Source organism: Deinococcus roseus (assembly GCF_014646895.1).
Lineage (GTDB): Bacteria > Deinococcota > Deinococci > Deinococcales > Deinococcaceae > Deinococcus_C > Deinococcus_C roseus.
In genome coordinates, this window is the sequence record NZ_BMOD01000003.1 from 96275 (window position 1) to 120099 (window position 23825).

The window sequence follows — 23825 nt, forward strand, 5'->3', positions numbered from 1 at the left end:
AAAACCCCCCAGAGGCCATTGGGGGGATTCCTGAAAAGGTGTCGCGCCTGCTCAGCCGCCAGAAGTGGGTTTGGGGGGATCTCCTTCCGCATGGGCCATTGGAGCCACCGCTCCAACAGTCAGCAAAGAAAGCAGAAAGAAAATGCCAACTTTGCGAAGAGAGAGGGCTTTAAACGAAGATGCGGATCTGGGGGTATGCGGTTTCTTTTGCATGCCCACATGGTTGAATTTGAATGCGTCATATCATGTCGTTTGAAAATAATCAAAGTCAAAACATATAAATGACTGAACTGAGTTATATGTTATTTCAGAACTATAAATGAAAATGCTTGATTCGTTCACTGTGCACAAAAATTACATGTTTGTCGTGACGCTATCTGACGGAACAGCATGCTGAAATGGAAGCTTTGGTTTCCGGGGGTGTGGTGGGGCAGGAAAGTCCACATGCTCAGCAGGTGGGTTTGAATTGCTCTCGATGGTGCAGGTGACGGACATGCGGGCCAGGGATGGGCGGCTCCATCCGTTTTGTCTGTGGGGCCACCAAAGCCGCTGTGATTGGCATGGGCCAGACTGTGGCTGCAGATGATGTGCTAAAGGGCGTCCGCTGCAATGTGATCTGCCCCGAAACGTTGGACTCCCCATCTCTGCAGCAGCGCATTGCCACCCAGGCCCAGGCGCAGGGTGTAAATTCTGAAGTGGTGCGTTCCGCTTTTTGTGTCCCGTCAGCAGATGGGCCGCCCCGGAACCCCCGAAGAGATTGCTTTTCTGGCCGTGTGTCTGGCCAGCGATGAAAGCCCATTCACCACCGGACAGGTGCACATCATTGATGGAGGATGGTCCAACCCATGAAACTCTTGAGATTTGGCGAACCAGGACAGGAAAAACCCGGCCTTCTGGATGGAGAAACCCTCCGCGACCTCAGCGGTGTGATCCGCGACGTGAACCCCCAGACCCTCAGCGATGCAGCGCTGGAAAACCTGCGTCAGCTTGACTTTTCCACCCTCCCTGAGGTCACCGGAAACCCCAGAATCGGGGCCTGCGTGGCCAGGGTGGGAAAATTCATCTGCATTGGACTGAACTACAAAGACCACGCGGATGAAACCGGAGCGGCTTACCCAAAAGAGCCCATCATTTTCATGAAAGCCACCAGTGCCATCCAGGGACCGAATGACACCATCCTCATTCCCAGAAACAGCAAAAAAACCGACTGGGAAGTGGAACTGGGCGTGGTGATCGGAAGGGCAGGGAAATACATTTCTGTAGAGAATGCCCTTTCCCATGTGGCGGGTTACTGCACCATTAACGACGTTTCAGAAAGGGAATTCCAGATGGAACGGGGTGGCACCTGGGACAAGGGCAAGGGTTGCGACACCTTCGGACCCATTGGACCCTACCTGGTGACGCGCGATGAAGTGCCAGATCCGCAAAACCTCTCCCTGTGGCTGGAGGTGGACGGACACCGTTACCAGAACGGCACCACCGCCAACATGATTTTCACGGTGGCCGAACTGGTCAGTTGTGTCAGCCAGTTCATGTCCTTGCAACCCGGAGACATCATCAGCACGGGCACACCTGCCGGTGTGGGTCTGGGCCAGAAACCCGAACCTGTTTACCTGCAGGCAGGGCAGACCATCCGCCTTGCTGTGGAAGGCCTGGGAGAGCAACTTCAAAGGGTGGCCCAGGATGCCTGAGTGAATCGGAAACAGGGGTTCCAGATGGTGTGATTGATTTTGATGCAGCCATCCGGGACCCTCTGGATCCCCAGTGCATGCTGCCAGAAACCGACACTGGAGACCATTTGCATCCCAACAACACCGGATTTTCCCGAATGGCAGCGTGCATTTCGCTGGATGTGCTGGCAGCGGTGCCCATCAAGTAAAGCTGTTCAGGTGGTGCCCAGTTCCTGCTGGGTTTCCAGCACCCACTCGGAATAAACCCCTTCCAGAAATCCCCGGACCTTGCGCCCTGAGGTCCGGGCTTCTGCCATGTCGTAATTCCAGCAGGCCCCGGGGTCCAGCAGGAACACCCCACCGGGTGCCTGCACGCTGTCTTCCCAGCCCAGCAGGGCACGCAATTTTTTGACATGGTTCCACAGGGCCTGACCGGCTTTCCGGCGGGTGGTGTCCTCGTCCCGAAAAAGGGCATCCAGCAGGCTGTCCAGGGTGTCCCGTCCGTCTTTTTCCAGCAACCGGACCAGCAGTTCTGCGGGTTTGCTGGTGGGTTTAAGGGGGATGGGGCGGCCATTGACCTGCACGTTCAGGACCCCCTCGGCCTGCACCTGCACGGTGTACCCCTGCACCAGAGGGAAAACTTTGATGGCAGGGAACCCCAGCTGTTCTGCCAGCACAAACAGGTGTTCAAAACACCTGCGGTCTTCCCTGAGGTGCCACCGGGAAAAATCAATGCTGGACAGGTGTTTCTGGACTTGATCCATCTGGTTTTGCTGCCTGCTGATTTCTGCCAGACACAAGAGTGCCACCTGACCAGAACGTTTTGCGTTGTGCAGGTCGATGCTGTGTGCAGCTTTTTCGGCACGGGTCAGATCCTCCAGCAGCAGGTGGGCCACGGCCATGTCTGCCTGGATCCACCGGGCTTCTTGCACCTGGTGGGCTTCTTTCAGGAAAGACAGCCCTTCAAAGGCTTTGCCTGCCTGGGTGAACGTGCGTCCCAGACCCCAGAGCGCCTGCTCCCTGTCGTCTTTCTCGGTGGCCCGCTTCAGGGCTTCCCGGTAGCAGGCAACAGCACGGTCCAGTTCACCCAGCACGCGTCTGGCCGACCCCAGGCCCCGCCATGCAGAGGCAAGGAAATCTTTTGCCTCCTGGCGGTGACGCAACTGTTCAAGTTCCAGAAAATGCCTTTCGGCCTCTTCTGGGTAGGTGCCCAGGATGGTGATGCCCAGGTTGTAACGCAACCATGCATGGTAATGGGCATCTTCACGCAGCAGGGGCAGCGCTTCGGCCCACAAGGTGCGGGCTTCCAGTGGGCGTCCGTGGTTGGCCTGGTAGGTGCCTTCTTCCATCAGGCACAGGCCCAGTGAAGCGCCCGTCAGGTGCTGTCTGGCCTGCACAAAATGCGCTTCCCAGCCTGCTCTGTTCAACCAGGCCAGACACTCTCCAAGGATCCTCAGGCGCAAACCCTCAAACCAGCCCTGGGTCTGTCCTTCCTGCGCTTGCAGCAAAACCAGTGCGGTTTCGATGTTGCTTTGCTGCTGGTTGTACATCAGGGCCCACCCCTGCACCACCTTCAGGGCAGGGGTGGGGTGGTGGTGGTGTGAAAAACGTTCCAGAAAATTCAGGTACGCAGGCTGTTTCCTGGCCCGACACAGCACAAAAGCATATTGCTCTGCCACTGCAGTGTTGCAGAGCAGGTCTTCTGGCAGCGCTGAGAAAACCGATTCATGCAACACCGCAAAATCATGCTGCTTGCGTGCAGCATCCAGCAGCGTTTGCAGGGTCTGGACGGTCAGTGCAATCTGACCTGACTCCCAGAGCAACACAGCACTGTGCCGGGTGGCCATCAGAACATCGGGATGCAACGGGTTGGGCACCCTAGCATTGTAACGAGACCCAGGTCAGCAATCAGGAGCCTGGGGGCTTGACAGGAGGCTCAAACCCCGGCCAGCAGGTGTCTGTCAATGGCCTGCCCGTACTGGTTCTTGTTGCGCGCTCCCACGATCACCTCGACCACTTCGCCGTTGTGGAACAGGATCACGGTGGGCAGGTTCATCACTTTGTATTTCAGGGCGGTGTGCTGGTTGTGGTCCACGTTGATTTTGCCCAGCGTCATTTTCCCCTCGTAGGTGCTGGCCAGTTCTTCAATGATGGGGCCAATGAAGCGGCAGGGAGGGCACCAGGGAGCCCAGAAATCCACCAGGGTGTAGCCGTTCTGGATGCTGATCTGGAAATTTTCATCGGTCAGTTCAAGTGCTTTTCCCATGGGCAAGATTGTACGCCTCTGGGATCAGAAGCGCAATATACGGTATTTGATCTATGTGCGATGTCTATATCTTGTATCTGAAGTTTCTCTTTTCACCTCTCCAGCACGTTCAGAACGTTTTTGAGGTGCCAGATGTAAGCATCGTCCCAGTCGCTCTTTCCCCCCACTCCGGGAATGATGTAGCGGTGGTAACTGACCGCCCTGTGCAGCTCTCCAGCCAGCACCGCTTTTTTATGAAGCTCCCGCAGATCTTCCAGCGGCAGCACATCGGTCCATGCCTGCAAATAGCTGTCGGTCAACTGCTGGAGTTCATCAGGATTTTCGCTGTCCAGCAAATACCTGCTGTTCATGTCGATGAAAGGATGGCTGACCGAACCGTCGCTCCAGTCCAGAAAAGTCAGGGTGTCGCCCTCTGAAACCACATTCCCCAGATGCACGTCTCCATGCACCAGGGTGGATGGGATGGGACTGCTGTCCAGATCGTCCAGCATCTGGTGCAGCACTGGAAGGGTGTTTTTCAGCCTGATCTGCTCTTCGGGGGTCAGCAGGTCACCTGCACCCAGAGCCCCATCGTCTACCAGAAGGTCCTGCACATGCTGCTTGAGGGCCTGACATCCCCGGTCCAGACACCCCAGTTGCAGCAGTTCCCCGGTGCGGCTTTCGGTTTTGCGCTGGAGGGTGGCAAGAAGCTGGACTGCTGTCTGGGCTTTCTCTGGCCCGACTTTTTCATGGCCTGCTCCTTTCAACAGAAAGATGTTCTGCTCCGGGTCCAGGGCCAGCACTTCTGGCGCGGCCCCGGGATGCAAACCAGACAACCACCGGGTCAGGGGGCCTTCCCGTTCAAAATAATCGGGCACGGCTTTCAGAAACACTGTGCCTCCCTGAATGGGAAGTTTGTACAGCACGCTGATTTCCCAGGCTTTGACCATTTCGGGCTGACCTGTGCGTTCCAGACCCTGTTTTTGCAGGGCCTGATCTGCCCACGAAATCGCCTGATCCAACCATCCTCTGGACCTCCAGGGCAATCTGGGACTGGGATTCAGGGCCTGCAAAGCAAACTCCTGCACATCTTCTGAAAGTGCTGAGGGGTCTGCCCAGCGGCACCCTTTGGGCAGGTCTGCAGTGCGTTTGACCAGGGCGAACACGTAATGCACATGGCCCTCGGATTCAGAAACTTTGTCTTTGACGATGCTCAGACGCTGCAGGAACACCAGATCGCTGTAAGCTTCCAGCAGTCCAGCCACCTTGTTGCCCATGTACAGGCTTTCGGTGTGGTCTATGGCAGGAAGGGCTTCATGGTGCAGCAGGACGTGATTTTCAGTGGGATGCAGCAGGAGGATGCGGGCATGAAAGTGCCACTGGGTTTCAGCGGGCGCAGCAGGTTCGGTTGTGGACATATGGGTCATCATGCGGTTTTTTTTGCGGTGGGTGCAATCCGCTGAATGGCTTTCTGGACGCTCAGTGTTCAGGCTTGGTGGTGACACATGGGCCAGTACAGGCCAGGACAGTGCATGGTTCTTGACGAATACTGCATAACGGGATAAACTGTATCTATCAGTCGCCCATAGAGGCGAATTTTTTGTTTTGGGATTCTGAATGCTGCATCAGCCCACCCCTGATACAATACCCGCACGTGAGTCTCCCTGAACCCCTCCCCATTTTTGACCTGATTCCCGATCTGAAAGCAGATTTTGCTGCTGCTGGCACCGTGATTGTGGAAGCCCCTCCCGGAGCCGGAAAAAGCACGGTGTTGCCGCTGGAATTGCTGCATGAGTCCTGGCTGGAAGGCCAGAAAATCGTGATGCTGCAACCCCGCAGGCTGGCTGCAAAAGCGGTTGCTGCCCGCATGAGCGAGGTGCTGGGTGAAAAAGTGGGGGAGACCGTGGGGTACCGGGTGCGTTTCGACACCCAGGTGTCCAGCAAAACCCGCATCGAGGTGGTCACAGAGGGCATCCTGACCCGCATTTTGCAAAACGATCCAGAGCTTTCTGGCGTGGGTCTGGTCATCTTCGATGAATTCCACGAGCGCAGCTTGCAGGCAGACCTTTCGCTGGCCCTGTGCAGAGAAGTGCAGCAGGTGCTGAGGGAAGATTTGCGGCTCCTGATCATGTCTGCCACGCTGGACGGAGCGGCCCTGTCCCGCTTGCTGGACGATGCTCCAGTCAGGACCAGTCTGGGACGCAGTTACCCCATCGAGGTGCGGTACCTGCCCAGGGATCTGGAAGGTCCTTTGCCTGCACTGACTGCAGGGGTGGTGTCCAGAGCGCTGGAAGAGGAAGCTGGAGATGTGCTGGTGTTTCTGCCCGGAAGCTGGGAAATCCAGAGGACGCTGGCTTTGCTTTCAGAGCGCCATCCTCAAATTTCCCTGCACGCCCTGTATGGGGAATTGCCGCAGGCAGCGCAGCAGGCGGCTTTGCTTCCTGATCCTGCGGGCCGCCGCAAAGTGGTGCTGGCCACCACCATTGCTGAAACCAGCTTGACCATTGTGGGCATCCGGGTGGTGATCGACAGTGGCTATACCCGCATTGCCCGTTTTGATCCCAGGTCAGGCCTGAGCCGTCTGGAAACCGTGCGGATCACGCTGGATGCCGCCAACCAGAGGGCAGGACGTGCAGGCCGTCTGGGTCCTGGGGTGTGTTACCGCATGTGGTCTTCAAACACCCAGAACCAGTTGCTCTCCAGCCGCCTTCCAGAAATTCAGGAAGCGGATCTGGCCCCATTGCTGCTGGATCTGGCCCAGTGGGGCGTGAAAAATCCGGCTGACCTCTGCTGGCTGACCCCTCCACCCCAGGCCGCCCTGAAGCAGGCAAAAGAAGTGCTGGAGAACCTGGGTGCAGTGGCTGAGGGAAACATCACCCCCAGAGGAAAAGCCCTCCTGAAATACCCCACCCATCCCAGACTGGCCCATTTGCTGCTGGAAGCAGAGTCGGTGGGCCTGGGGGCACTGGCGGCAGATGTGGCGGCTTTGCTGGAAGAACGGGATCCCCTGACCAGAGAGGCAGGCTCGGATGTGTTTTTGCGGGTGGAGGCCCTGAGGCACTGGCGCAGCCGCAAAAGTGGGGGAGAGGGTGCGCTGAAACGCATTGAACGCCTCGCCTTGCAGTGGCGCAGGCTGCTGAAAGTCCCCGAAGAAAACCGCATGCCCCGGCATGAACAGGTGGGTTTGCTGCTGGCCTGGGCTTACCCGGAACGGGTGGCCAAACTGCGGGAAGGGGACCACCTGCGCTACCGTCTGGCCCAGGGAAAAGGGGTCAAATTGAAAGACCACGATCCTTTGCAGGGTGAACCCTGGCTGGCGGTGGCCCACCTGGATTCTGGCACCGATGAGGGGCGCATCCATCTGGCAAGCCCGCTGAACATCCAGGATTTAACAGCAGATTTCAGAACCCAGGATGTTTTGCAGTGGGACAGCCGCACAGGCACCCTGGTGGCAAGGCGGGAAATCCGCTATCTGGAACTGGTGATTGAAAGCACCCGTTTGCAGGACATCCCGGAAGACCAGAAAGTGCAGGTGCTCTGTCAGGCCCTGCGTTCAGAAGGCTTGCACCTCCTGCACTGGACCGAAGACACCCGCCAGTGGCAGGCCCGGGTGGAAAGCCTGCGCCTGTGGCGTCCAGAAGAAGAGTGGCCGGATGTTTCAGATCAGGGTCTGCTGGACACCCTGGAATCCTGGCTGGGAGGGTTCCTGCAAGGGGTGCGCAAACGGGAAGACTTCCAGAAACTGGACCTTCCGAACATCCTGCTGGGCCTCTTGCCCTGGGAAAAATTGCAACTTCTGGAGGACTTTGCTCCAAAAAGCCTGGAGGTGCCCAGTGGGTTCAAAATCAAAGTGCAGTATTTCGCGGATGGGAGCACCCCGGTGCTGGCTGTGAAGTTGCAGGAGATGTTTGGGCTGCTGGACACGCCTGCTGTCAATGCTGGAAGGAACAGGGTTTTGCTGCACCTGCTCTCTCCTGCACGCAGGCCCGTGCAGGTCACGCAGGATTTGCGCAGTTTCTGGCAGAACACCTACCCCGAGGTGCGCAAGGAACTGCGCATCCGTTACCCCAAACACCCCTGGCCCGAAGACCCCTGGACGGCCACCGCCACCAGAAGCGTCAAACGCAGGGAGCACTGACCCGGTCAGGCGATCACTTTTGCAGCTTCTGGTGTTTCTGCTTCCAGTCCAGAGCAGTTTCTCCATCCTGATTTCTGACTTTCGAATTGGCTCCATGCTGCAAAAGCACATCAAAAACAGCAATCTGGTTGGACACTGCAGCCCAGATCAGGGCAGTATTTCCCTGAGGGTCGCTGTGGCGCAGGTCTGCTTTGTATCTGAGCAGAACTTCAAGCACCCTCTTTGCAGATTTCTGGATACAATCTGGACTGAAAGGATGGTTTTGAATGCCCGAATTGACCCTCACCCTGCTTCCAGAGGCCTACAAAGTCCTGCAATTCCCCCCGGAAACCCCCCTGCCTGCTTTCCCCAGAGGCGCTTTTGTCTCGGTGACCTTGAACGAGGAAGAGCTTTCCATTGTCTGCCCACAAAGCGTGGAGCTTGAAGCCCCACAGGTGAGCCTGGACTGGCGTTGCTTCAAATTTGAAGGGCCTTTTGCTTTTGACCAGACGGGCATCCTCAATGCTGTGACCAGCCCTCTGGCCGTGGCCGGTGTGGGCATTTTTGCGATCTCCACCTACAACACCGATTACCTGCTGGTGAAAGCCCACCAGCTGGAAGTCACATTGGAAGCTTTAAGGGCTGCAGGGCACCGGGTTTAAATTCAGATGGCTGGGCATCTGGCTTTCCAGGACAGGGTGAAGCCCATCCTTTCCATGGGTTGAACCTCTCAATGCAAGCATCATCTGGAAAGGCCCTTCAATGTGTGTTTTCAGGGGTCAGGCCCTGAAAAAGCTGGAAGAGAAGTCATGCTGTGCTGCTGGACAAAGCTTTTCTTAAGTCCAACTTAAGAATTCCTCACACCCTGGTCAGGCACTCATGCTCTAATGGGTGAAACTACCCAACAGCATCAAACCCAAGGCCGAAACCTGGGTTTTTTGTTGTTTTGGGAGGTGTTCCAGCTGTGCAGGATGACCCAACTGTGATCCAACAGACCGACAGGTTTCAATTAAAGATTTAACTTAAAAGAAGGAGACGCACCATGACTCAGACGCTTAAAAAACCCATCAAGCATCTGGAGATCAGAACCTACCGTCGGCTGGCCCACATCCACCTGGACAGCCAGAATGACCTGCAGGAGCTTCTCTGGGATCTGGGCCTCAGCAGCACGGAATTTGATTTGCTGGCGCTGGTTTCTGTCAACGCGGGCATTGCCCAGCAGGACCTGGCTGCAGGGATGCTGGTCAGTGCGCCCAACATCACCTACCACGTGCAACGCCTGACCCAGAGGGGACTGCTGGAACGCACCTCCTCGGGGAAATTCAAGTGCTTGCACCTCACCCCAGCAGGAAAAACCCTGATGGATCAGGCCTTCCCCAGGGTGATTCAGCACCATGCAGAACAGTTTTCAGGGCTTTCCCGTGACGAACTTCAGACCCTGAGCAACTTGCTGCAGCGGGTGAAAAAAGACCGGGACAGCCGCAAAAAACCCAGCAGGGCAAAGACCTGACCCACACTCAGGCAGCGAAAGAGGGCATTTATGGAACTGGAACTCAAAGGTTTCCACCACCTGACAGCCGTGTCTGCCAGCATCCGGGAAAACCACCGCTTCTACACCCAGGTGATGGGCATGCGCCTGATCAAACGCAGCGTCAACCAGGACGATGTGCGGGCCTACCACCTGTTCTACTCGGACCGGGTGGGATCTCCGGGCCACGATCTGACTTTTTTTGACTGGAAGGTGCCCAGAGAAGTCCGGGGCACCCACAGCGTGGTGCGCACCGGGCTCAGGGTGCAGGGAGAAGACACCCTCAAATTCTGGCAGGAACGCCTGAAAGCCCAGGGCGTCACAGCCTCCCAGCTCACCGAACGGGATGGCCGTCTGGTGCTGGACTTTGAAGACCCGGAAGGACAGAGGCTCTCCCTGATCGAGGATGGCGGCACCGGAGACCCCGTGCACCCCTGGGAAAACAGCCCTGTTCCTACCGAACACCAGATTCGGGGCCTGGGACCCATCACCCTCAGTGTGCCCAGACTGCGAACCACCGACATTGTGCTCACCAAAATCATGAACATGCAGCATGTGCGGGAATACCCCGACCCCTCCAATGCCAGCAACACCGTGCACGTTTACCAGATGGGAGGCGAGGGACCCCACGCAGAACTGCATGTGGCCGTGCAACCCGAACTGCCTGCCACCCGCCCCGGAGCAGGAGGTGTGCACCATGTGGCTTTCCGCACCCCGGATGAAGACCAGTACAACCAGTGGATTGAGCGCCTCTCGCAGTTCGGGGTGCCCAACAGTGGAGCCGTGGACCGCCATTACTTCCGTGCCCTGTACTTCCGGGAACCCAACGGCATCCTGTTTGAAATCTCCACAGATGGCCCTGGTTTTGCTGTAGATGAAGACCTCGCCACCATCGGAGAGAAACTGATCCTGCCACCCTTTCTGGAGCACCGTCGGGACGAGATCGAGCGGAACCTGCAGCCGATTGATTGAGCTGGGTCCAATTGTAGGGGCGAGGCGTGCCTCGCCCAACGGCAACCATCTCAAACGCAATGTGTAGGGGCGCAGCGTGCTGCGCCCAGTGCCAGGAATGCTGGGCAAAAGACGGCATCGCCCTGTTGGAAAAAACCAGAGAGGACACCCATGACCAGCACCACAACCCCACCCACTGGCTGGATTCACCAGTTTGAAAAAGGCACTTCAGACCTCACCCTGCTTTTGCTTCATGGCACCGGAGGCAACGAAACCTCCCTGTGGCAACTGGGGCGGGAACTGGCGCCTCAGGCCAGCCTGCTCAGTGTGAGGGGGCGTTCCCTGGAAGAGGGAAGCCCACGGTTCTTCCGGCGGTTTTCGGACATCCGTTACGATCAGGAGCACCTGAAATCCGAGGCCGATGCCCTGACCACTTTTGTGCAGGAAGCCAGTCAGCATTACGGTTTTGATCCTGCAAAAGGGGTGGCTCTGGGCTATTCCAATGGGGCCAACATTGCGGTGGCTTCCCTGATCCGTCATCCAGAATCCCTGGCGGGCGCGGTGCTGTGGCGGCCTGTGATGCCACTGGAAGCCCCGGTTCAGGTGCCCCTGACTGCAAAGCCGGTGCTGATCACGCTGGGAGCCATGGACCCTTACAGGCCATATGCCCGTGCTTTGCTTTCTTATCTGCAAGACAGTGGGGCAGAGGTGCAAACCGAAGAACTGTCCAGCGGTCACCAGTTGACCCGTCAGGATTTGATGCTCACCCAGCGCTGGTTGCAACAGCATTTTTCAGCCTGAGCAGCGTGTTTTCCTGGGCTTTACGGGGTTTTCCCGTGTTTCCTCGTGTTAAAAAGCGTTCACGAAAAACACGGGAAAACTGTTTGATTGTGGCTGCTATTCTGATCTCAGCTAAGCACTTCCTCCTCCATCAGAGTGATCTGCAATGTCTCACTTCTTCTCCGAAGTGCTTGGCCTTTTCAGGTTCCGGTTTCCTCTCCCTCCTTTTCCAGAACCTCAAAAGGCCGACCCTCCAGAAATTTTTCTGGAGGGTTTTGTGTTTTTGTGTGTTCAGCGGTTGCCAATGGTGATTCCATATTCGGGATTGGTGATCTGGCGCACCCGGTTTTCGATGGCTTCCCTTCTGGGTTCGTACCAGGAGGGGAGTTTCAGGTGTTTGCCCAGTTCTGAGACCTCCTCGTCCACATCAAATCCGGGGGCATCGGTGGCAATTTCAAAGAGCACGCCCGACACATCACGGAAGTAGATGCTGTGAAAGTACTGGCGGTCCTGCACCTGGGTCACCCCGTAGCCTTTTGAAAACAGGTGATGCATGTATTCCTGCTGCTCTGTGTCATCCACAGTGCGCAAAGCGACGTGGTGGATGGTGCCTGCTCCGCTGTGGCCTCTGGCTTGACCGGGCCTTTCGACCACATCCACATACAGCCCCACCCCTTCGGACACGCCCTGGTAACGGTGACGGGTGCCTTCCGGGTCGGTTTCTGAGCCCAGGTAAAGCATGCCCAGGTGGGTTTCCAGCAAGGTTTTTGAGCTCTGGTTGCTGTCTGCCCACAAAGTCACGCTGTGAAAGCCGCGCAAGGCGTGTTGCTCTGCAATGGGGCTGTTTTCCCAGGCCACTGGAGCGGCTTCACTGGCGTTGGTGATGATCTCGACAAGCATGCCGTCCGGGTCTTCAAAGGTCAGCACGGTTTCTCCAAAACGGGTGCTTTCCGTGTGGGAGATCAGGCTGTCCTGAAGGTGGTTTCTCCAGTACTCCAGGCTGTCTGGTCGTATGCTGTAGGCGGTGGCGACAGCCTCTCCGTTGCCCCGCTGTCCTCTTTTTGCTCCGTACCACGGAAAGAAGGTGAGGATGGTGCCAGGGGTGCCGACCCTGTCTCCGTAGTACAGGTGGTAGGTGCCGGGATCATCGAAATTGACGGTGACTTTGACCAGACGCTGTCCAAGCACGGTGGTGTAAAAGTCAATGTTGTTCTGGGGATTGCTGGCCAGCACGGTGATGTGGTGGATGCCCTGAATGGGGTTGCGCATGTGAACCTCCTACATCCACATTAAACAGTTTAATATTAAACCAATTTGTGAAAAAAGCACCTTTTGATCTGGTGCTGAAGGTTCAGACATCAGGAACCAGAAGACAGATGGAGTCCCAGCTTGCGGCACAAACTGGCCAGCACAGACAATTCCTCAGGGGTCAGCCCCGAAAACACCTTTTCGATGCCCTCCACATGCCCGGGCAAAATGCCAGCAATCAAATCGTGGCCCTGCGGGGTGATGTTCACATGGATGTTGCGGCGGTCCTTTGCACTGCGCTCCCGCACCGCCCAGCCGCGCTTTTCCAGGTTGTCAATCACCATGGTCAGGTTCCCTTTGGACTTCAGGATCTTCTCGCCCAGCTGCTTCTGTGTGAGGGGACCCAGATGAAACAGTGCCTCCAGCACACTGAATTGACTGAGGCTCAGGTCATGGTCCTGCAGGTGCTGGTTGGCTGCGGCTTCCACGGTGGCTGCAGCGCGATGCAATTTGATGTAGGCATTCAGTGCCTGGATTTGACTGTCGCTGCCCTGAAATTTGGTCCCCATAACACCGTCATGCTACACCAAGATGCCGAGGGCCGATGTAGGGGCGCAGCACGCTGCGCCCAATGGAAAAAATGTCAAACGAGGTCTGTCGGGGCGAGCGTGCAGAGGGACCGCGAGATGGTCCCTCGTCTTGCACAAGACAGCATGCCTCGCCCAGTGGAAGAAATCTCAAATGCACCCAATTCCAGAAACCCCCTCGGCAAACCCCCGAACACACATCCCCACCACAGAATCGGGTATGGTCAGAAGCATGAGAGCCATTCAAATCACGGAACCTGGACTTGATCATGTGATCCCACAGAACGCAGATTTGCCTGAAATGAAGCCCGGAGACCTGCTGGTGCAGGTGAAAGCCGCCAGCCTGAACCCGGTGGATTACAAACTGGCCACCAATGGTCATCCCAGCTGGCAGTATCCCCACACGCTGGGTGTGGATGGTGCAGGTGAAGTGGTTCAGGTGGGCAGTGACGTGCAGGGCATCGAGGTGGGTGCAAAGGTCTTTTTCCATGCAGACCTTGCCCGTTCTGGAAGCTTTGCGGAGTACATCCAGGTGGACCACCGGGCCGTGACCCGCCTTCCCAAGAGCTGGAGTTTTGAGGAAGGAGCTGCTTTGCCCTGTGCAGGCCTCACGGCTTATCAGGCGCTGGTGCGGGTGTGTGGCCTCAAAGCAGGCCAGACCGTGGTCATCCAGGGAGGGGCCGGAGGGGTGGGAAGTTTTGCTGTGCAGATTGCCCATGCACTGGGGGCCAGGGTGATTTCCACGGCCAGTCCTGCCAAGCACGAACTGGTGCGCTCTCTGGGGGCAGATGTGGTGATCGATTACCGCGACCAGAACCTCAAAGAGCAGATCCTGCAGGCTGCTGGTGGCGGTGTGGATGTGGTGCTGGACACGGTGAATCGGGCCAGTGCCACCAGAAGTCTGGAGCTGCTGCACCCTGAAGGTCAACTGGCTTTCATTGCAGGCCGTCCTGAACCCGAAGCCGTGCAGAACCTGGGGTACCGGGTGCATGTGCATGACGTGATGCTGGGGTCTGCCCACGCCCGCCAGGACGACGCAGCCATCCGGGACCTCAGCCAGATGGGGACTGAACTGGCCCAGCTGGTGCTGGATGGCAAGGTGAAAATCCTGATTTCCGAGCAGATCACCCTGGAAGAAATTCCCGAATGGCTGGTCAAACTGAAAGCAGGAGAGGTGCCGTTTGGCAAGGTGGTGGCCAGAATTTAACAGCAAAAGGGGAAGCAAAAGGGGAAGGTGGGTTTCACCTTCCCCTTGAGCGGCTTGTTGTTTTACTGCCCCAGCAGCTGCACCAGTTCAGTGTGCAGCACTCCGTTTGTGGCCAGCAAAGAACCTCCAGCCTGTTGCGCTTCACCAGAAACAGCAGTGACCTGCCCCCCTGCTTCCTGCACCAGCAGGGTGCCAGCAGCGGTGTCCCACGGGGCCAGTTTGAGGTCCCAGTAGGCATCCAGCCGCCCACAGGCCACATAAGCCAGGGTCAGGGTGGAACTGCTGTACCTGCGCACTGAGAGGCCCATCTGGATCAGGGTGGTGAATTGCTTTAAAGAAACTTCTCTGGACCCCGGATGGCGGGAAAATCCAGTTGCCAGGGCCAGAGGGTCCTGCATGGAGCCGTAAGTGCTCACGGAAATACCCTCTCCGTTCAGGAAAGCCCCTTTTCCCCGAACGGCGGTGAAAAGCTCATCTCTGGCAGGATCAAAGACCACCCCTGCAATCAGTTCCCCATCCTGCTCGAAGGCAATGCTGACCCCGCTCATGGGGAGGTCGCGCACGTAGTTGTGGGTGCCGTCCAGGGGGTCCACAATCCAGCGGTTTGCGCTGCTGCCCACCGATCCGCCTTCTTCCCCCAGGATTTCATGGTCCGGGAAGTGGGTCAGGATGGTGTGTCGGATGATGGCTTCAGATTCGCGGTCCACCTCGGTCACCAGGTCGTTGAAATGGCTTTTCTGCTCAAAAGATTTCAGGTTCTTGCGGCCTTCCAGCTGCAGTTGTCCTGCAGCCCGTGCGGCCAGAATGGCAATGTCCAGTGCATGTGTTCCCGACATGCTGTTCATTGTGCCTGCAGATCATGAGAGGGGTGGGGTGGCTGTCTTGCCAGGGTGTGCAGCTGATCAAGCTTCATGAAGCTCCCTTTGTGTCCAGCCATTAACAAGTTGTTAACATCTGAAATCAATACTCTGAGTCAAGAAGCAAGATTGTCTGAGGTGCCCATGAATCCTGTTCCAATGCCACAAAACCCCGTTGCCGTCCAAGACACCCCAGCACATCCCTCCACTGCAGCTCAAAACCAGCCTTACCGCAAACCCCAATTGACCCACTGTGGCCAGTGGCAGCATGTCACGCTGGCCCAGAGCGTTCCGTTCTGATCCTTGTCTTTAACCTGAACTTCTCGTTTGTGGTGCACTGCCTTTCATCAGGCAGCTGCACAGTGGAGTTTTATGTCTGAACAATCCAGCGTTTTCCGTGACATCAGGTCCAGGGTTGCCCCCCTGGGTCTGGTGTTTTTTTTGGCAGGATGCAACATGTTTGCTCCGCCTGCTTCCAAACCCACCACTCCTCCCACCCAGCCCAACACAGGAGGAATGGTCGAGGTGGTGTTCGATGCCATTGGCACCCAGAACCTCTCCAGCAAAATCAATTATGGAGAAAGCAAAACAGCAGTGCAGAAGCAGGCTGCTGGCGACCTGACCCTGCTTTCCAATGGCATCCAGCTCAAGTTCCTCAGCAATGGTTACTTTGACACCGATGGCACAGAAGTCACCGATGCCGATTGTGATTACAGCAAGGGGGCCCGCTACCTGTATGTCACCTATCAGGTGCGCAATGCCAACAAAACCGGAACCGCTTACAACCAGGCCAACAGCAACCTGACCCTGGTGGCTGTGGATGCCAACGGCAGCACCAACGGCACCAACGCTGTCGGAGCCCTCAGGAAGTTTGACAACACCAGTTACACAGACCCCACCACCATTGCCAACTGCATCAAACCCACCCACGGGATGGTTTTTGATCCGGTGTCCGGGGCTTCTCTGCGCAGCAACAGTGCAGACCTGCAAGCCTTTGAAGATGCAGATTTGCCTTCTGCGGCCTCTCTGGGTGTGGATGAGGTGTTCAATTACGGCTATGTGGTGCGCAAGACGGCCTCCAGCAGCGACCGCATCCTGACTGCAAATCCGGGCAGCAGCAGCTATGAAGGGGTGGTCACGTTTGCAGTGCGCCTCCCCAAACAGACCACCGAGAGCAACAACCCCTACAAATTCAGTTTGTGGTTCGATGTGTTCACCGACAGCGTGACCCGCGTGACCGAAAGCATCGAGGAACAATCCAGCAGTGCAGTCCAGAGCCGTGCTGCTCTGCTGGGTGCTGGAACGGAAGTTCAATTGCTGGGCGGCAGCACCACCTCCATTTTGGGCTACACCAGACGCTACCTGTGTGACACCCGCGTGGCAGGTCGTCTGACTTCTGCTGCGGTGTACCTGACCCAGGGCGTGAACATCGCCTGCTTCACCGATGGTCGGGTGTATGTGGATGCCAACACCACCAACACAGCGCAGAACGGCAGAAGCTGGGCCACCGCCTACAAAACGCTGGGAGATGCCCTGGTGGCCGCCCAGGGCGGACAGGTCCCCACCGAAATCTGGCTGGCAGATGGGGTGTATTACCCCGATGCTGGCAGCAAGGGGCTGGACCGCACTGGAACCACCCTCAGCACAACTTCTGACAATGCTGCAGCCACTTTTTACCTGGAAGCAGGCTACAAGCTTTATGGGGGTTTTTCTGGCAATGAAACCACCCTGGCTGCACGCAACCCCGGCACCAACAAGACCATTCTCTCTGGAGACATCGACGGCAACGACACCACCAGCAGTGGTGTGACCTCCAGCACCAGTGGCATTTCTGGCAGCAACAGCCAGCACGTGGTGTGGGTGCAGGGCACCGCTGCAGACCCTGTCGGTGCAACCACCGTTCTGGACGGGCTCACCATCACGGGAGGGTCCGCCACCTCCACAGGAGCAGATGGCATGGGAGGAGGGCTGTACTGTGACGGTTCGGGAAGCAGCAACACCTGCAGCCCCACCCTCACAGACCTGATTTTCAAAGGCAATGCGGCCACCACTGCAGGGGGTGCACTGTTCCTGAATGGAGATGCAGGCACCACCAGCCCCACCGTGCTCAGGGGTCTTTTCTCCGGGAATGCCACCACAGGGACAGACACCACCAGCAGCACCATTGGGGGCGGCGCAGTGGCCCTCTCTGGAGACACGGGCGGTGTTTCTGCAGCCCGGTTCACCAACACGCTGTTTTACAGCAACACCTCGCACCATCAGGGAGGGGCCATTCTGGTGATCGGAGATGGATCGGGCAATGTGGCCCCCACCTTCACCAACGTCACCCTGAATGCCAACACCGCCACCACTGCAGGTGCAGGGCTCTACAACCGCAGCGCCACCCCTGTGTTCCAGAATGCGATTTTGTGGAACAACAAAGTGGGGAGCAACGCCAACCAGGTGAGCAGCATGGACAGTGCACTCCCACAATTCCAGAGCAGCCTGGTGCAGGGCTCTGGAGGCAGCAGTGCCTGGGATGCCAGCATCGGCACCGACCTGGGCAGCAACCTGGATCAGGTTCCCGCTTTTGTCAATGAGGCCAGCAACGATTACCGCCTCAAAACCTGTTCTCCCGCTGTGGACGCCGGAGACAGCAGCCTGACCGCTCAGACCACCGATTACGCAGGCAACAACCGCTTCTACAACGACAGCAATGCTGCAGATTCAGGAAATGCAGGTTCGCAGGCTGCAGTGATCGATCTGGGTGCACTGGAACGCAGCAGCACTCTGGCAGGTGCAGATTGCACCATCATCCGGGTGAACCCGGCAGCCACCGGTGAAGGCAGTGGGGCCACCTGGAACGATGGGGTCACCAGTCTGAACGATGCGCTTTATCTGGCCAACAACACTGCTTCCCGCAAGGAAATCTGGATCAAAGCTGGAACCTACACCCCCATGGATGGCACCATGCAACTGGACCGTTACGGAAATGGTTACCTTGCCAGCGCCCTGGACCGCAATGCCACCTTCAGAATCACCGCGGGAATCAAGCTCTACGGCGGGTTTGCCGGAACAGAGACAGCTTCCAGCCAGCGCAATGCCAGCACCAATCCCACCATCCTGTCTGCAGACATCGACAGCAACGACACCAAAACGGGAGGCGTGACCCTCACCACCAGTGGCATTTCTGGAAGCAACAGTTACCATCTGCTTTACCTTGTGGGCAGTGCTGGCAGCCCCATCACCTCCAGCACCCAGATCAGTGGGCTGACCGTCACCGGGGGCAGTTCTGACAACAGCTTCCCGAACAATTACGGGGCAGGTTTCTTCTGTTATGCAGAATACACAGGCAATGAATGCAGTCCTGCTTTCACAGACATGAAGTTCTATGGCAACAAGGCGGTTTATGGGGGTGGAGCTGGCTATCTGGACGCTTTCTTTGGAGGGACCAGCAGCCCCAGTTTCACCAGGGTGCTGTTCAGCGGCAATGCCACCACGGGCACAAACACCTCCGTGTCCAGTGGGGGAGGAGCCCTCTCCATCCACGTGACCGACAGTGGCATTGCCAATCCGACTTTCACCAACGTGGTCTTTTACAAGAACACCAGCCACAACCACGGCGGAGGGGTGCTGACCTACAACAGAGACACTGCTCTGGGAACCATCAACCCCACCTACACCAACGTGACCTTCACCAAGAACACGGGAACGGTGTATGGCGGGGCCATGTACAACCACTACAGCACCGCAACCGTGCGCAACTCGATTCTGGCAGGAAACAGCGATTCCACCGGGCAATTCCCGGTTTACAACAACAACTCCACCCCGACCATCAGTTACAGCGTGGTGGAACGCTCCATCACCGAATCAGGCACCGATGGTGGTCACAACGTGGGCATGGCCTACCCTTACGGCACCCCCCTGTTCACAGATGTGGGCAGTGGCGATGTGACCCTGGTGCCCTGCTCGGTGGCAACGGATGCTGGAGATGGCAGCCTGCTTGCTGAAACCGTGGACCTGAACGGCAATCCCCGCTTTAGCACCGATGCCGGGGTCAGCGACAGCGGAAACCAGGGCGGTCAGACGGCTTTTGTGGACATCGGTGCTTTTGAACGCCAGTCGGATTCTTCCCTCTGTGACGTGATCCGGGTGGACCGGGACGCCACCGGAGACGGCTCGGGTTCCAGCTGGAAGAATGCCATGACCTACTTACCAGACGCCCTGTACATTTCTCGCAACAGTGGCACCCGCAAGAACCTGTGGATTGCAGATGGGGTGTACTGGCCCGACACCGGATACTGGGTGGCAGACACCTCTGGGAACCTGCTGGGCACCAAAGACAACAACACCAGTTCCACCTTCTTCGTGTATGCCGGGACCAGCCTGTACGGTGGGTTTGGTGGCACCGAGAACGCCCTTTCAGAGCGCAATGTGTACAACAACATCACGGTGCTTTCTGCAGACATTGACCAGAATGACACCCGCGATTCGAGGGGCATCACCACCAGCTACAGCAACATTTCGGGCAGCAACAGTTACCATGTGCTGTTCATGCAGGGAACGGCTGCTGCTGTGACCAGCAGCACGGTGCTCAGCGGTCTGACGGTCACGGCAGGAAACGCCAGCAGCACCAGCTTCTACAATGCGCGTGGCGGAGGCCTTTTCTGCTTTGCAGAGAACAGTGGCACCTGCAGTCCGACCATCAAAGACGTGCGTTTTGTGGGGAACAGTGCGTATTACGGAGGGGGTGCTGTGTACCTGGACATGTACAACCGCGGAAACAGCACCGCCACCTTCACCAATGTGGTGTTCAGCCAGAACACCACCACCAACGACAACCAGAACAACCGTGGGGGCGGAGCCCTCTTCATCGATGCAGACACTGGAGGAACTGTCATCCCCAGCATCACCAATGGGGTGTTTGACCGCAACAAAGCAGCCCTCTATGGCGGGGCAGTGCATGTGTATTCTCCTGCAGCCAACACCTCTTCTCCGACCTTCCTGAATGCCACTTTCTCGGGAAACACCGCAGCCACCTCTGGACCCAGCCTGTACTTTTTCGCTGGAACCAGTCCGAAAATCACCAGCAGCGTGTTCTGGACTGCTGCTGCAGCTTCAGGCAGTCCGATTTACAACAACGGCGGTGGGATCACCACCTCCTACAGCCTGATCCAGAACGGGTTTTCGGGTTCCACCTGGGTGACTTCTCAGGGCACCAACGGCGGAAACAACCTGAACCTGACCGCAGATCCCTTTGTGGGCATCAGCAACCCCAGCGGAACAGATGGATTGTGGGCCACCAGCGATGATGGTCTGTACCTCTCCAGCGGAGGAACCGGGGTGGATTCGGGCAGCAACAGCGCGGTGAGCGGTGTGTCCAGCGACCTGACGGGAGCCACCCGCACCCAGGGTGGAACGGTGGACCGTGGGGCCTACGAGCGCACACCCTGACCTGGAGCAAGACCTATCTCAGCAAGAAGGCAGGCCAGATGGCCTGCTCTTTTGTTGCATGGAATTGAAAAACGAAACCATTCGATGACCTGCATTTGATCCATAATATCCATTTTCAGGTCATATTCTGCTGGCAAAAATGATAGACCCATGACGGAAATCAAAGTCATGCAGTCTACACTTGATGTTCAGATTGTGGCAAATCTCCGTGTACCCTGGTTCTGGCCCAAGATAATGGGTCTTAGCTGGTCTGGTCTGGGATAAGGGATTTCCTGTAGACAATAACGCATTGCTTTTTAAAAACAAAAAACATTTCAGTTGAAAATCAGCACAATCCCATCAAACACATCTGCTGAATTTGAACTGGATTGATGAGGAGGAAAAGACCATGTGGAGAAGATTTGGTTTGAATGGACTGAATTATTTTTCGCTTTTTGTGGCGGTTGCAGTGGTGGTCAGTCTGGCGGTTCTGGTGTATGTGCTGGTGGTGCCCAACTTTTACCGGCAACCCGAAGTGGTGTACCGGATGCTGGTGGTGTTCAGCCTGCTCAGTTTGCTGTCCATCGTGACCACCGTGATTTACCAGGCGGCTTACTTTTCATACAGCGAATCCAGCTTCCAGCACCACAGGCGGGAACGCGAACGCTGGATGAGCGTCTGGAACGAGGTGATGTACAACAAAGCCCCCCTGCCCACGCGCACTGCAGATGTGGTGGCTGCAGAGGCCCTCTTGCTGCTCAAAGAAAAAATGGACCCCCAGCAAGCCGAAAGGGCCCGCCACACCTACGAAATGAGCGGTCTGCTGGCCAGAGACATGCGCATCATGCAGGGACCGGGCAACCTGCTGGGCAAAGTGCGGGTGATTGAACGCTGGGCCATCCTGTGTGACCCCCAGACCCACCAGACCCTGTACCACTTCTGCTTTTCAAAAAACGACGATTTGCGCCGCCTGGCCCTCACTGCCCTGGCCCGTTCCATGGGCCTTTCCGGGGTGTCCCGCCGCGAAGTGGCCCACACCTTCCATGAACTGATCCGCGATGACCGGTTCAGCTCCGGCTGGATTGAACAGGTGCTGGTTTTGCTGGACAGCCAGGGCATCGTGTTGCTGCAGGACCTCCTCAAAGACCCCGCTCCTGAAATGCAACTTCGTGCTTTGCGTGCCCTGGCCTACGTGCGTGCAGATGAATGCCTGGACGAATGCCTGGATCTGCTGCACTCTGAACACCCCGACATCCGGGCTTCCAGCCTGAAGGTGCTCTCCAGCATGCATCAGGTGCCCCAGGAGGCCGTCAAGGACGTGTACCGCCTGCTGGACGATCCGGTGTGGTTTGTGCGTGCCCAGGCTGCGCTGGCCTGCGGTCTTTTGAAAGTTCCCCAGGTCACCACAAAACTCTACGATTCGCTGGCAGATGAAGCCTGGTGGGTGCGCCACAACAGCGCCCAGGCCCTCAGTGAACTGGGTGCCGAAGGTCAGCGTGCCCTGGAAACCGCCGTGCTGCAGCACCCCGACCGCTACGCACGGGACATGGCTTCCCAGTACCTGCAGGCCGCCTGATCATGGAAAACAACACCCAGGCTGTCATCCTGCATGCCATAGAAGTGCTGATCATCTGCTATTTTGCTTTTCTGAACAGTGTTTACGCCATCAGTGTGATGGTGGCCTCCCGCGTGATGGTGGCCACCGCCCTGCGTGGAGAGCGCGTTTTGATGAAATCCTATCTGGAAAAAGGCTATTACCGCCCCATCAGCCTGCTGGTGCCTGCCTTCAACGAGGAAAACACCATCGCAGCCTCGGTGCACTCTTTTCTGGGTTTGCAATACCCTGAGTTTGAAGTCATCGTGATCAACGACGGCTCTGAAGACCAGACCCTGCAAAAACTGATGGATGAATTCATGCTGGAAGAAACCAGTGAATTCCCCTCCAGGGTGCTGGAGAGCAAACCCATCCGGGGCCTGTACCGCAGCATCAAACACCCCAACCTGCTGGTGATCGACAAGGAAAACGGAGGCAAAGCCGATGCCCTCAATGCAGGCATCGTGCACTCCACCAAACCCCTTTTCTGCTCTGTAGACGCCGACAGCATTCTGGAGGCCCGCGCCCTGATCCGGGTGAGCCGTCAATTTCTGGAAGACGACACCCTGGTGGCTGTGGGTGGGACCGTGCGTGTGCTGAATGGAGCCACCATCAAAGAAGATGCCATCAAGGAAGCCCACTCCCCCCGCACCTGGCTGGAACGCATTCAGGTGGTGGAATACACCCGGGCCTTTCTGGCAGGACGCTCCACTTTCAGTGCCATGCAGGTGCTTTTGATCATCTCTGGCGCATTCGGACTGTTTCACCGGGGTGCCGTCATCGAGGTGGGAGGCTACCGCACCGACACGGTGGGCGAAGACATGGAACTGGTGGTGCGCATGCACCGCCAGAAAAGAGAGCAGAAAAAACCCTACCGGGTGCGCTACACCATGGACCCCATCTGCTGGACCCAGGTGCCCAGCGACATGGGCATGCTCAGAAAGCAACGCAACCGCTGGCAACGTGGTTTGCTGGAAACCCTCTGGACCCACCGGGCCATGTTCCTGAACCCCAGGTACGGCAGAATTGGCATGTTCAGCATGCCTTACTACCTGTTCTTTGAGGCATTTGCTCCCCTGCTGGAAATCTTCGGGTACCTCTTTACGCTTTATCTGTACCTGACCCACCAGCTCAATACCGACTTTGCGATCATGTTCCTGGTGATGGCGCTGCTCTACGGGATTCTGGTCAGCATGGCCTCCATTGGCATTGAAGGCTTCATGATCAAGCGCTACACCCGTTTCTGGGACCGACTGAAAATCATGCTGGCCACGGTCTTTGAGCAACTGGGATACCGCCAGATTCTGGCCTTCGAGCGGGTGATTGCTTTTGTGGTGCTGTACCGCAAACGGGGCCAGTGGGACACCCAGCGCAGAGAACAGATCAGCCGCTGACAGAACACCTCAAACCAGGATCAAACCAGAAACTTTCAGGGCCAGGATGCTTTTTGATCCTGGTCTTCTTGTCGCGCTTTCAGCTGGAGGAGATGTCCACTGAAAGCTTGCTTGCAACTGCAGGCAGACGGCTTGTGTACAATCAGAACAACCTCAATTTCCCCTTCGTCCTCTGTTGATCTACGCCAAAAGAACTGTAGGTTTCTCAAGTGTCCTGACCGTTCCATTCGCTTTC

General features: G+C 57.1%; 22 protein-coding genes. 13 read left to right on the top strand and 9 right to left on the bottom strand.

From position 1 onward, the window contains the following. Nucleotides 1–51: 51 nt before the first annotated feature. Nucleotides 52–213, bottom strand: a complete 162-nt coding sequence (locus IEY52_RS05905) for a hypothetical protein (protein ID WP_189001329.1) — start codon at nt 211–213, stop codon at nt 52–54. 501 nt (nt 214–714) lie between these two features. On the opposite strand from IEY52_RS05905, the gene IEY52_RS27025 reads away from it, so the two are divergent. From IEY52_RS27025 to IEY52_RS05920, 3 genes are read left to right on the top strand one after another with little or no spacing between them, the layout of a single operon-like run. Continuing rightward, complete coding sequence (locus IEY52_RS27025; protein WP_308424991.1) at nt 715–849, top strand: SDR family oxidoreductase; 135 nt, start codon at nt 715–717, stop codon at nt 847–849. After that, nucleotides 846–1691 (top strand): fumarylacetoacetate hydrolase family protein, encoded by an 846-nt coding sequence (locus IEY52_RS05915; RefSeq protein WP_189001331.1) that lies wholly within the window; start codon nt 846–848, stop codon nt 1689–1691. The genes IEY52_RS27025 and IEY52_RS05915 overlap by 4 nt, the downstream gene beginning before the upstream one ends. Before the next feature lie 29 nt (nt 1692–1720). Next, on the top strand, nt 1721–1879 hold the full coding sequence (locus tag IEY52_RS05920) for an SGNH/GDSL hydrolase family protein (RefSeq protein WP_189001333.1): 159 nt from the start codon (nt 1721–1723) through the stop codon (nt 1877–1879). A gap of 6 nt (nt 1880–1885) precedes the next feature. Here IEY52_RS05920 and IEY52_RS05925 read toward each other — a convergent pair whose 3' ends face one another. The 3 genes from IEY52_RS05925 to IEY52_RS05935 all read right to left on the bottom strand — a co-directional run bounded on the left by IEY52_RS05925 (nt 1886) and on the right by IEY52_RS05935 (nt 5333). Then, nucleotides 1886–3547: a tetratricopeptide repeat protein gene (locus tag IEY52_RS05925; RefSeq protein WP_189001335.1), complete on the bottom strand. Its 1662-nt coding sequence runs from the start codon at nt 3545–3547 to the stop codon at nt 1886–1888. A gap of 59 nt (nt 3548–3606) precedes the next feature. Beyond that, nucleotides 3607–3936, bottom strand: coding sequence for a thioredoxin (gene trxA / locus IEY52_RS05930; RefSeq protein WP_189001337.1), 330 nt, complete (start codon nt 3934–3936; stop codon nt 3607–3609). A gap of 92 nt (nt 3937–4028) precedes the next feature. Continuing rightward, on the bottom strand, nt 4029–5333 hold the full coding sequence (locus IEY52_RS05935) for a phosphotransferase (protein WP_189001339.1): 1305 nt from the start codon (nt 5331–5333) through the stop codon (nt 4029–4031). Nucleotides 5334–5569: 236 nt separating this feature from the next. Between IEY52_RS05935 and hrpB the strand changes: the two genes are divergently transcribed. Next, complete coding sequence (gene hrpB, locus IEY52_RS05940; protein WP_189001341.1) at nt 5570–8053, top strand: ATP-dependent helicase HrpB; 2484 nt, start codon at nt 5570–5572, stop codon at nt 8051–8053. Between the two features lie 13 nt (nt 8054–8066). Here hrpB and IEY52_RS05945 read toward each other — a convergent pair whose 3' ends face one another. After that, a complete protein-coding gene (locus tag IEY52_RS05945; protein WP_189001343.1) occupies nt 8067–8270 on the bottom strand; it encodes an ankyrin repeat domain-containing protein in 204 nt (67 codons plus the stop codon). A gap of 49 nt (nt 8271–8319) precedes the next feature. Here IEY52_RS05945 and IEY52_RS05950 point away from each other — a divergent pair, with 49 nt between their 5' ends. The 4 genes from IEY52_RS05950 (at nt 8320) to IEY52_RS05965 (ending at nt 11312) form a co-directional block, all read left to right on the top strand. After that, complete coding sequence (locus tag IEY52_RS05950) at nt 8320–8694, top strand: ACT domain-containing protein (protein ID WP_189001346.1); 375 nt, start codon at nt 8320–8322, stop codon at nt 8692–8694. Nucleotides 8695–9074: 380 nt separating this feature from the next. Continuing rightward, a complete protein-coding gene (locus tag IEY52_RS05955; RefSeq protein ID WP_189001348.1) occupies nt 9075–9542 on the top strand; it encodes a MarR family winged helix-turn-helix transcriptional regulator in 468 nt (155 codons plus the stop codon). Nucleotides 9543–9572: 30 nt separating this feature from the next. After that, complete coding sequence (locus tag IEY52_RS05960; protein ID WP_189001350.1) at nt 9573–10532, top strand: ring-cleaving dioxygenase; 960 nt, start codon at nt 9573–9575, stop codon at nt 10530–10532. A 150-nt stretch (nt 10533–10682) separates the two neighbouring features. Beyond that, nucleotides 10683–11312 (top strand): alpha/beta hydrolase, encoded by a 630-nt coding sequence (locus IEY52_RS05965; RefSeq protein WP_189001352.1) that lies wholly within the window; start codon nt 10683–10685, stop codon nt 11310–11312. Nucleotides 11313–11582: 270 nt separating this feature from the next. Here the strand turns inward: IEY52_RS05965 and IEY52_RS05970 are convergent, their stop codons facing one another. Next, nucleotides 11583–12560 (bottom strand): ring-cleaving dioxygenase, encoded by a 978-nt coding sequence (locus IEY52_RS05970; RefSeq protein ID WP_189001354.1) that lies wholly within the window; start codon nt 12558–12560, stop codon nt 11583–11585. A gap of 89 nt (nt 12561–12649) precedes the next feature. Further along, complete coding sequence (locus tag IEY52_RS05975; RefSeq protein WP_189001356.1) at nt 12650–13108, bottom strand: MarR family winged helix-turn-helix transcriptional regulator; 459 nt, start codon at nt 13106–13108, stop codon at nt 12650–12652. Nucleotides 13109–13358: 250 nt separating this feature from the next. On the opposite strand from IEY52_RS05975, the gene IEY52_RS05980 reads away from it, so the two are divergent. Then, complete coding sequence (locus IEY52_RS05980; protein WP_189001358.1) at nt 13359–14333, top strand: zinc-binding dehydrogenase; 975 nt, start codon at nt 13359–13361, stop codon at nt 14331–14333. 62 nt (nt 14334–14395) lie between these two features. Here the strand turns inward: IEY52_RS05980 and IEY52_RS05985 are convergent, their stop codons facing one another. After that, nucleotides 14396–15169 carry an inositol monophosphatase family protein gene (locus tag IEY52_RS05985; RefSeq protein WP_189001360.1) on the bottom strand — a complete coding sequence of 258 codons (774 nt, stop codon included), beginning with the start codon at nt 15167–15169 and terminating at the stop codon, nt 14396–14398. Between the two features lie 165 nt (nt 15170–15334). On the opposite strand from IEY52_RS05985, the gene IEY52_RS05990 reads away from it, so the two are divergent. Both IEY52_RS05990 and IEY52_RS05995 read left to right on the top strand, forming a co-directional pair. After that, on the top strand, nt 15335–15490 hold the full coding sequence (locus IEY52_RS05990) for a hypothetical protein (protein WP_189001362.1): 156 nt from the start codon (nt 15335–15337) through the stop codon (nt 15488–15490). 156 nt (nt 15491–15646) lie between these two features. Further along, a complete protein-coding gene (locus IEY52_RS05995; protein WP_189001364.1) occupies nt 15647–20623 on the top strand; it encodes a beta strand repeat-containing protein in 4977 nt (1658 codons plus the stop codon). Here the strand turns inward: IEY52_RS05995 and IEY52_RS06000 are convergent. Continuing rightward, nucleotides 20605–20793: a hypothetical protein gene (locus tag IEY52_RS06000; protein WP_189001367.1), complete on the bottom strand. Its 189-nt coding sequence runs from the start codon at nt 20791–20793 to the stop codon at nt 20605–20607. The genes IEY52_RS05995 and IEY52_RS06000 overlap by 19 nt on opposite strands. A gap of 218 nt (nt 20794–21011) precedes the next feature. Between IEY52_RS06000 and IEY52_RS06005 the strand changes: the two genes are divergently transcribed. Both IEY52_RS06005 and IEY52_RS06010 read left to right on the top strand, forming a co-directional pair. After that, on the top strand, nt 21012–22178 hold the full coding sequence (locus tag IEY52_RS06005; protein WP_189001369.1) for a HEAT repeat domain-containing protein: 1167 nt from the start codon (nt 21012–21014) through the stop codon (nt 22176–22178). A gap of 2 nt (nt 22179–22180) precedes the next feature. After that, nucleotides 22181–23590 carry a glycosyltransferase family 2 protein gene (locus IEY52_RS06010; RefSeq protein ID WP_189001371.1) on the top strand — a complete coding sequence of 470 codons (1410 nt, stop codon included), beginning with the start codon at nt 22181–22183 and terminating at the stop codon, nt 23588–23590. The last annotated feature ends 235 nt before the right edge of the window (nt 23591–23825 follow it).

What these genes read in the sequence shown, in the direction of transcription:
- IEY52_RS05905 (WP_189001329.1), bottom strand. Translation starts at nt 213, where the DNA reads ATGCAAAAGAAACCGCATACCCCCAGATCCGCATCTTCGTTTAAAGCC.
- IEY52_RS05915 (WP_189001331.1), top strand. Translation starts at nt 846, where the DNA reads ATGAAACTCTTGAGATTTGGCGAACCAGGACAGGAAAAACCCGGCCTT.
- trxA (WP_189001337.1), bottom strand. Translation starts at nt 3,936, where the DNA reads ATGGGAAAAGCACTTGAACTGACCGATGAAAATTTCCAGATCAGCATC.
- IEY52_RS05935 (WP_189001339.1), bottom strand. Translation starts at nt 5,333, where the DNA reads ATGTCCACAACCGAACCTGCTGCGCCCGCTGAAACCCAGTGGCACTTT.
- IEY52_RS05950 (WP_189001346.1), top strand. Translation starts at nt 8,320, where the DNA reads ATGCCCGAATTGACCCTCACCCTGCTTCCAGAGGCCTACAAAGTCCTG.
- IEY52_RS05955 (WP_189001348.1), top strand. Translation starts at nt 9,075, where the DNA reads ATGACTCAGACGCTTAAAAAACCCATCAAGCATCTGGAGATCAGAACC.
- IEY52_RS05960 (WP_189001350.1), top strand. Translation starts at nt 9,573, where the DNA reads ATGGAACTGGAACTCAAAGGTTTCCACCACCTGACAGCCGTGTCTGCC.
- IEY52_RS05965 (WP_189001352.1), top strand. Translation starts at nt 10,683, where the DNA reads ATGACCAGCACCACAACCCCACCCACTGGCTGGATTCACCAGTTTGAA.
- IEY52_RS05970 (WP_189001354.1), bottom strand. Translation starts at nt 12,560, where the DNA reads ATGCGCAACCCCATTCAGGGCATCCACCACATCACCGTGCTGGCCAGC.
- IEY52_RS05975 (WP_189001356.1), bottom strand. Translation starts at nt 13,108, where the DNA reads ATGGGGACCAAATTTCAGGGCAGCGACAGTCAAATCCAGGCACTGAAT.
- IEY52_RS05980 (WP_189001358.1), top strand. Translation starts at nt 13,359, where the DNA reads ATGAGAGCCATTCAAATCACGGAACCTGGACTTGATCATGTGATCCCA.
- IEY52_RS05985 (WP_189001360.1), bottom strand. Translation starts at nt 15,169, where the DNA reads ATGTCGGGAACACATGCACTGGACATTGCCATTCTGGCCGCACGGGCT.
- IEY52_RS05990 (WP_189001362.1), top strand. Translation starts at nt 15,335, where the DNA reads ATGAATCCTGTTCCAATGCCACAAAACCCCGTTGCCGTCCAAGACACC.
- IEY52_RS05995 (WP_189001364.1), top strand. Translation starts at nt 15,647, where the DNA reads ATGTTTGCTCCGCCTGCTTCCAAACCCACCACTCCTCCCACCCAGCCC.
- IEY52_RS06000 (WP_189001367.1), bottom strand. Translation starts at nt 20,793, where the DNA reads ATGACTTTGATTTCCGTCATGGGTCTATCATTTTTGCCAGCAGAATAT.
- IEY52_RS06005 (WP_189001369.1), top strand. Translation starts at nt 21,012, where the DNA reads ATGTGGAGAAGATTTGGTTTGAATGGACTGAATTATTTTTCGCTTTTT.
- IEY52_RS06010 (WP_189001371.1), top strand. Translation starts at nt 22,181, where the DNA reads ATGGAAAACAACACCCAGGCTGTCATCCTGCATGCCATAGAAGTGCTG.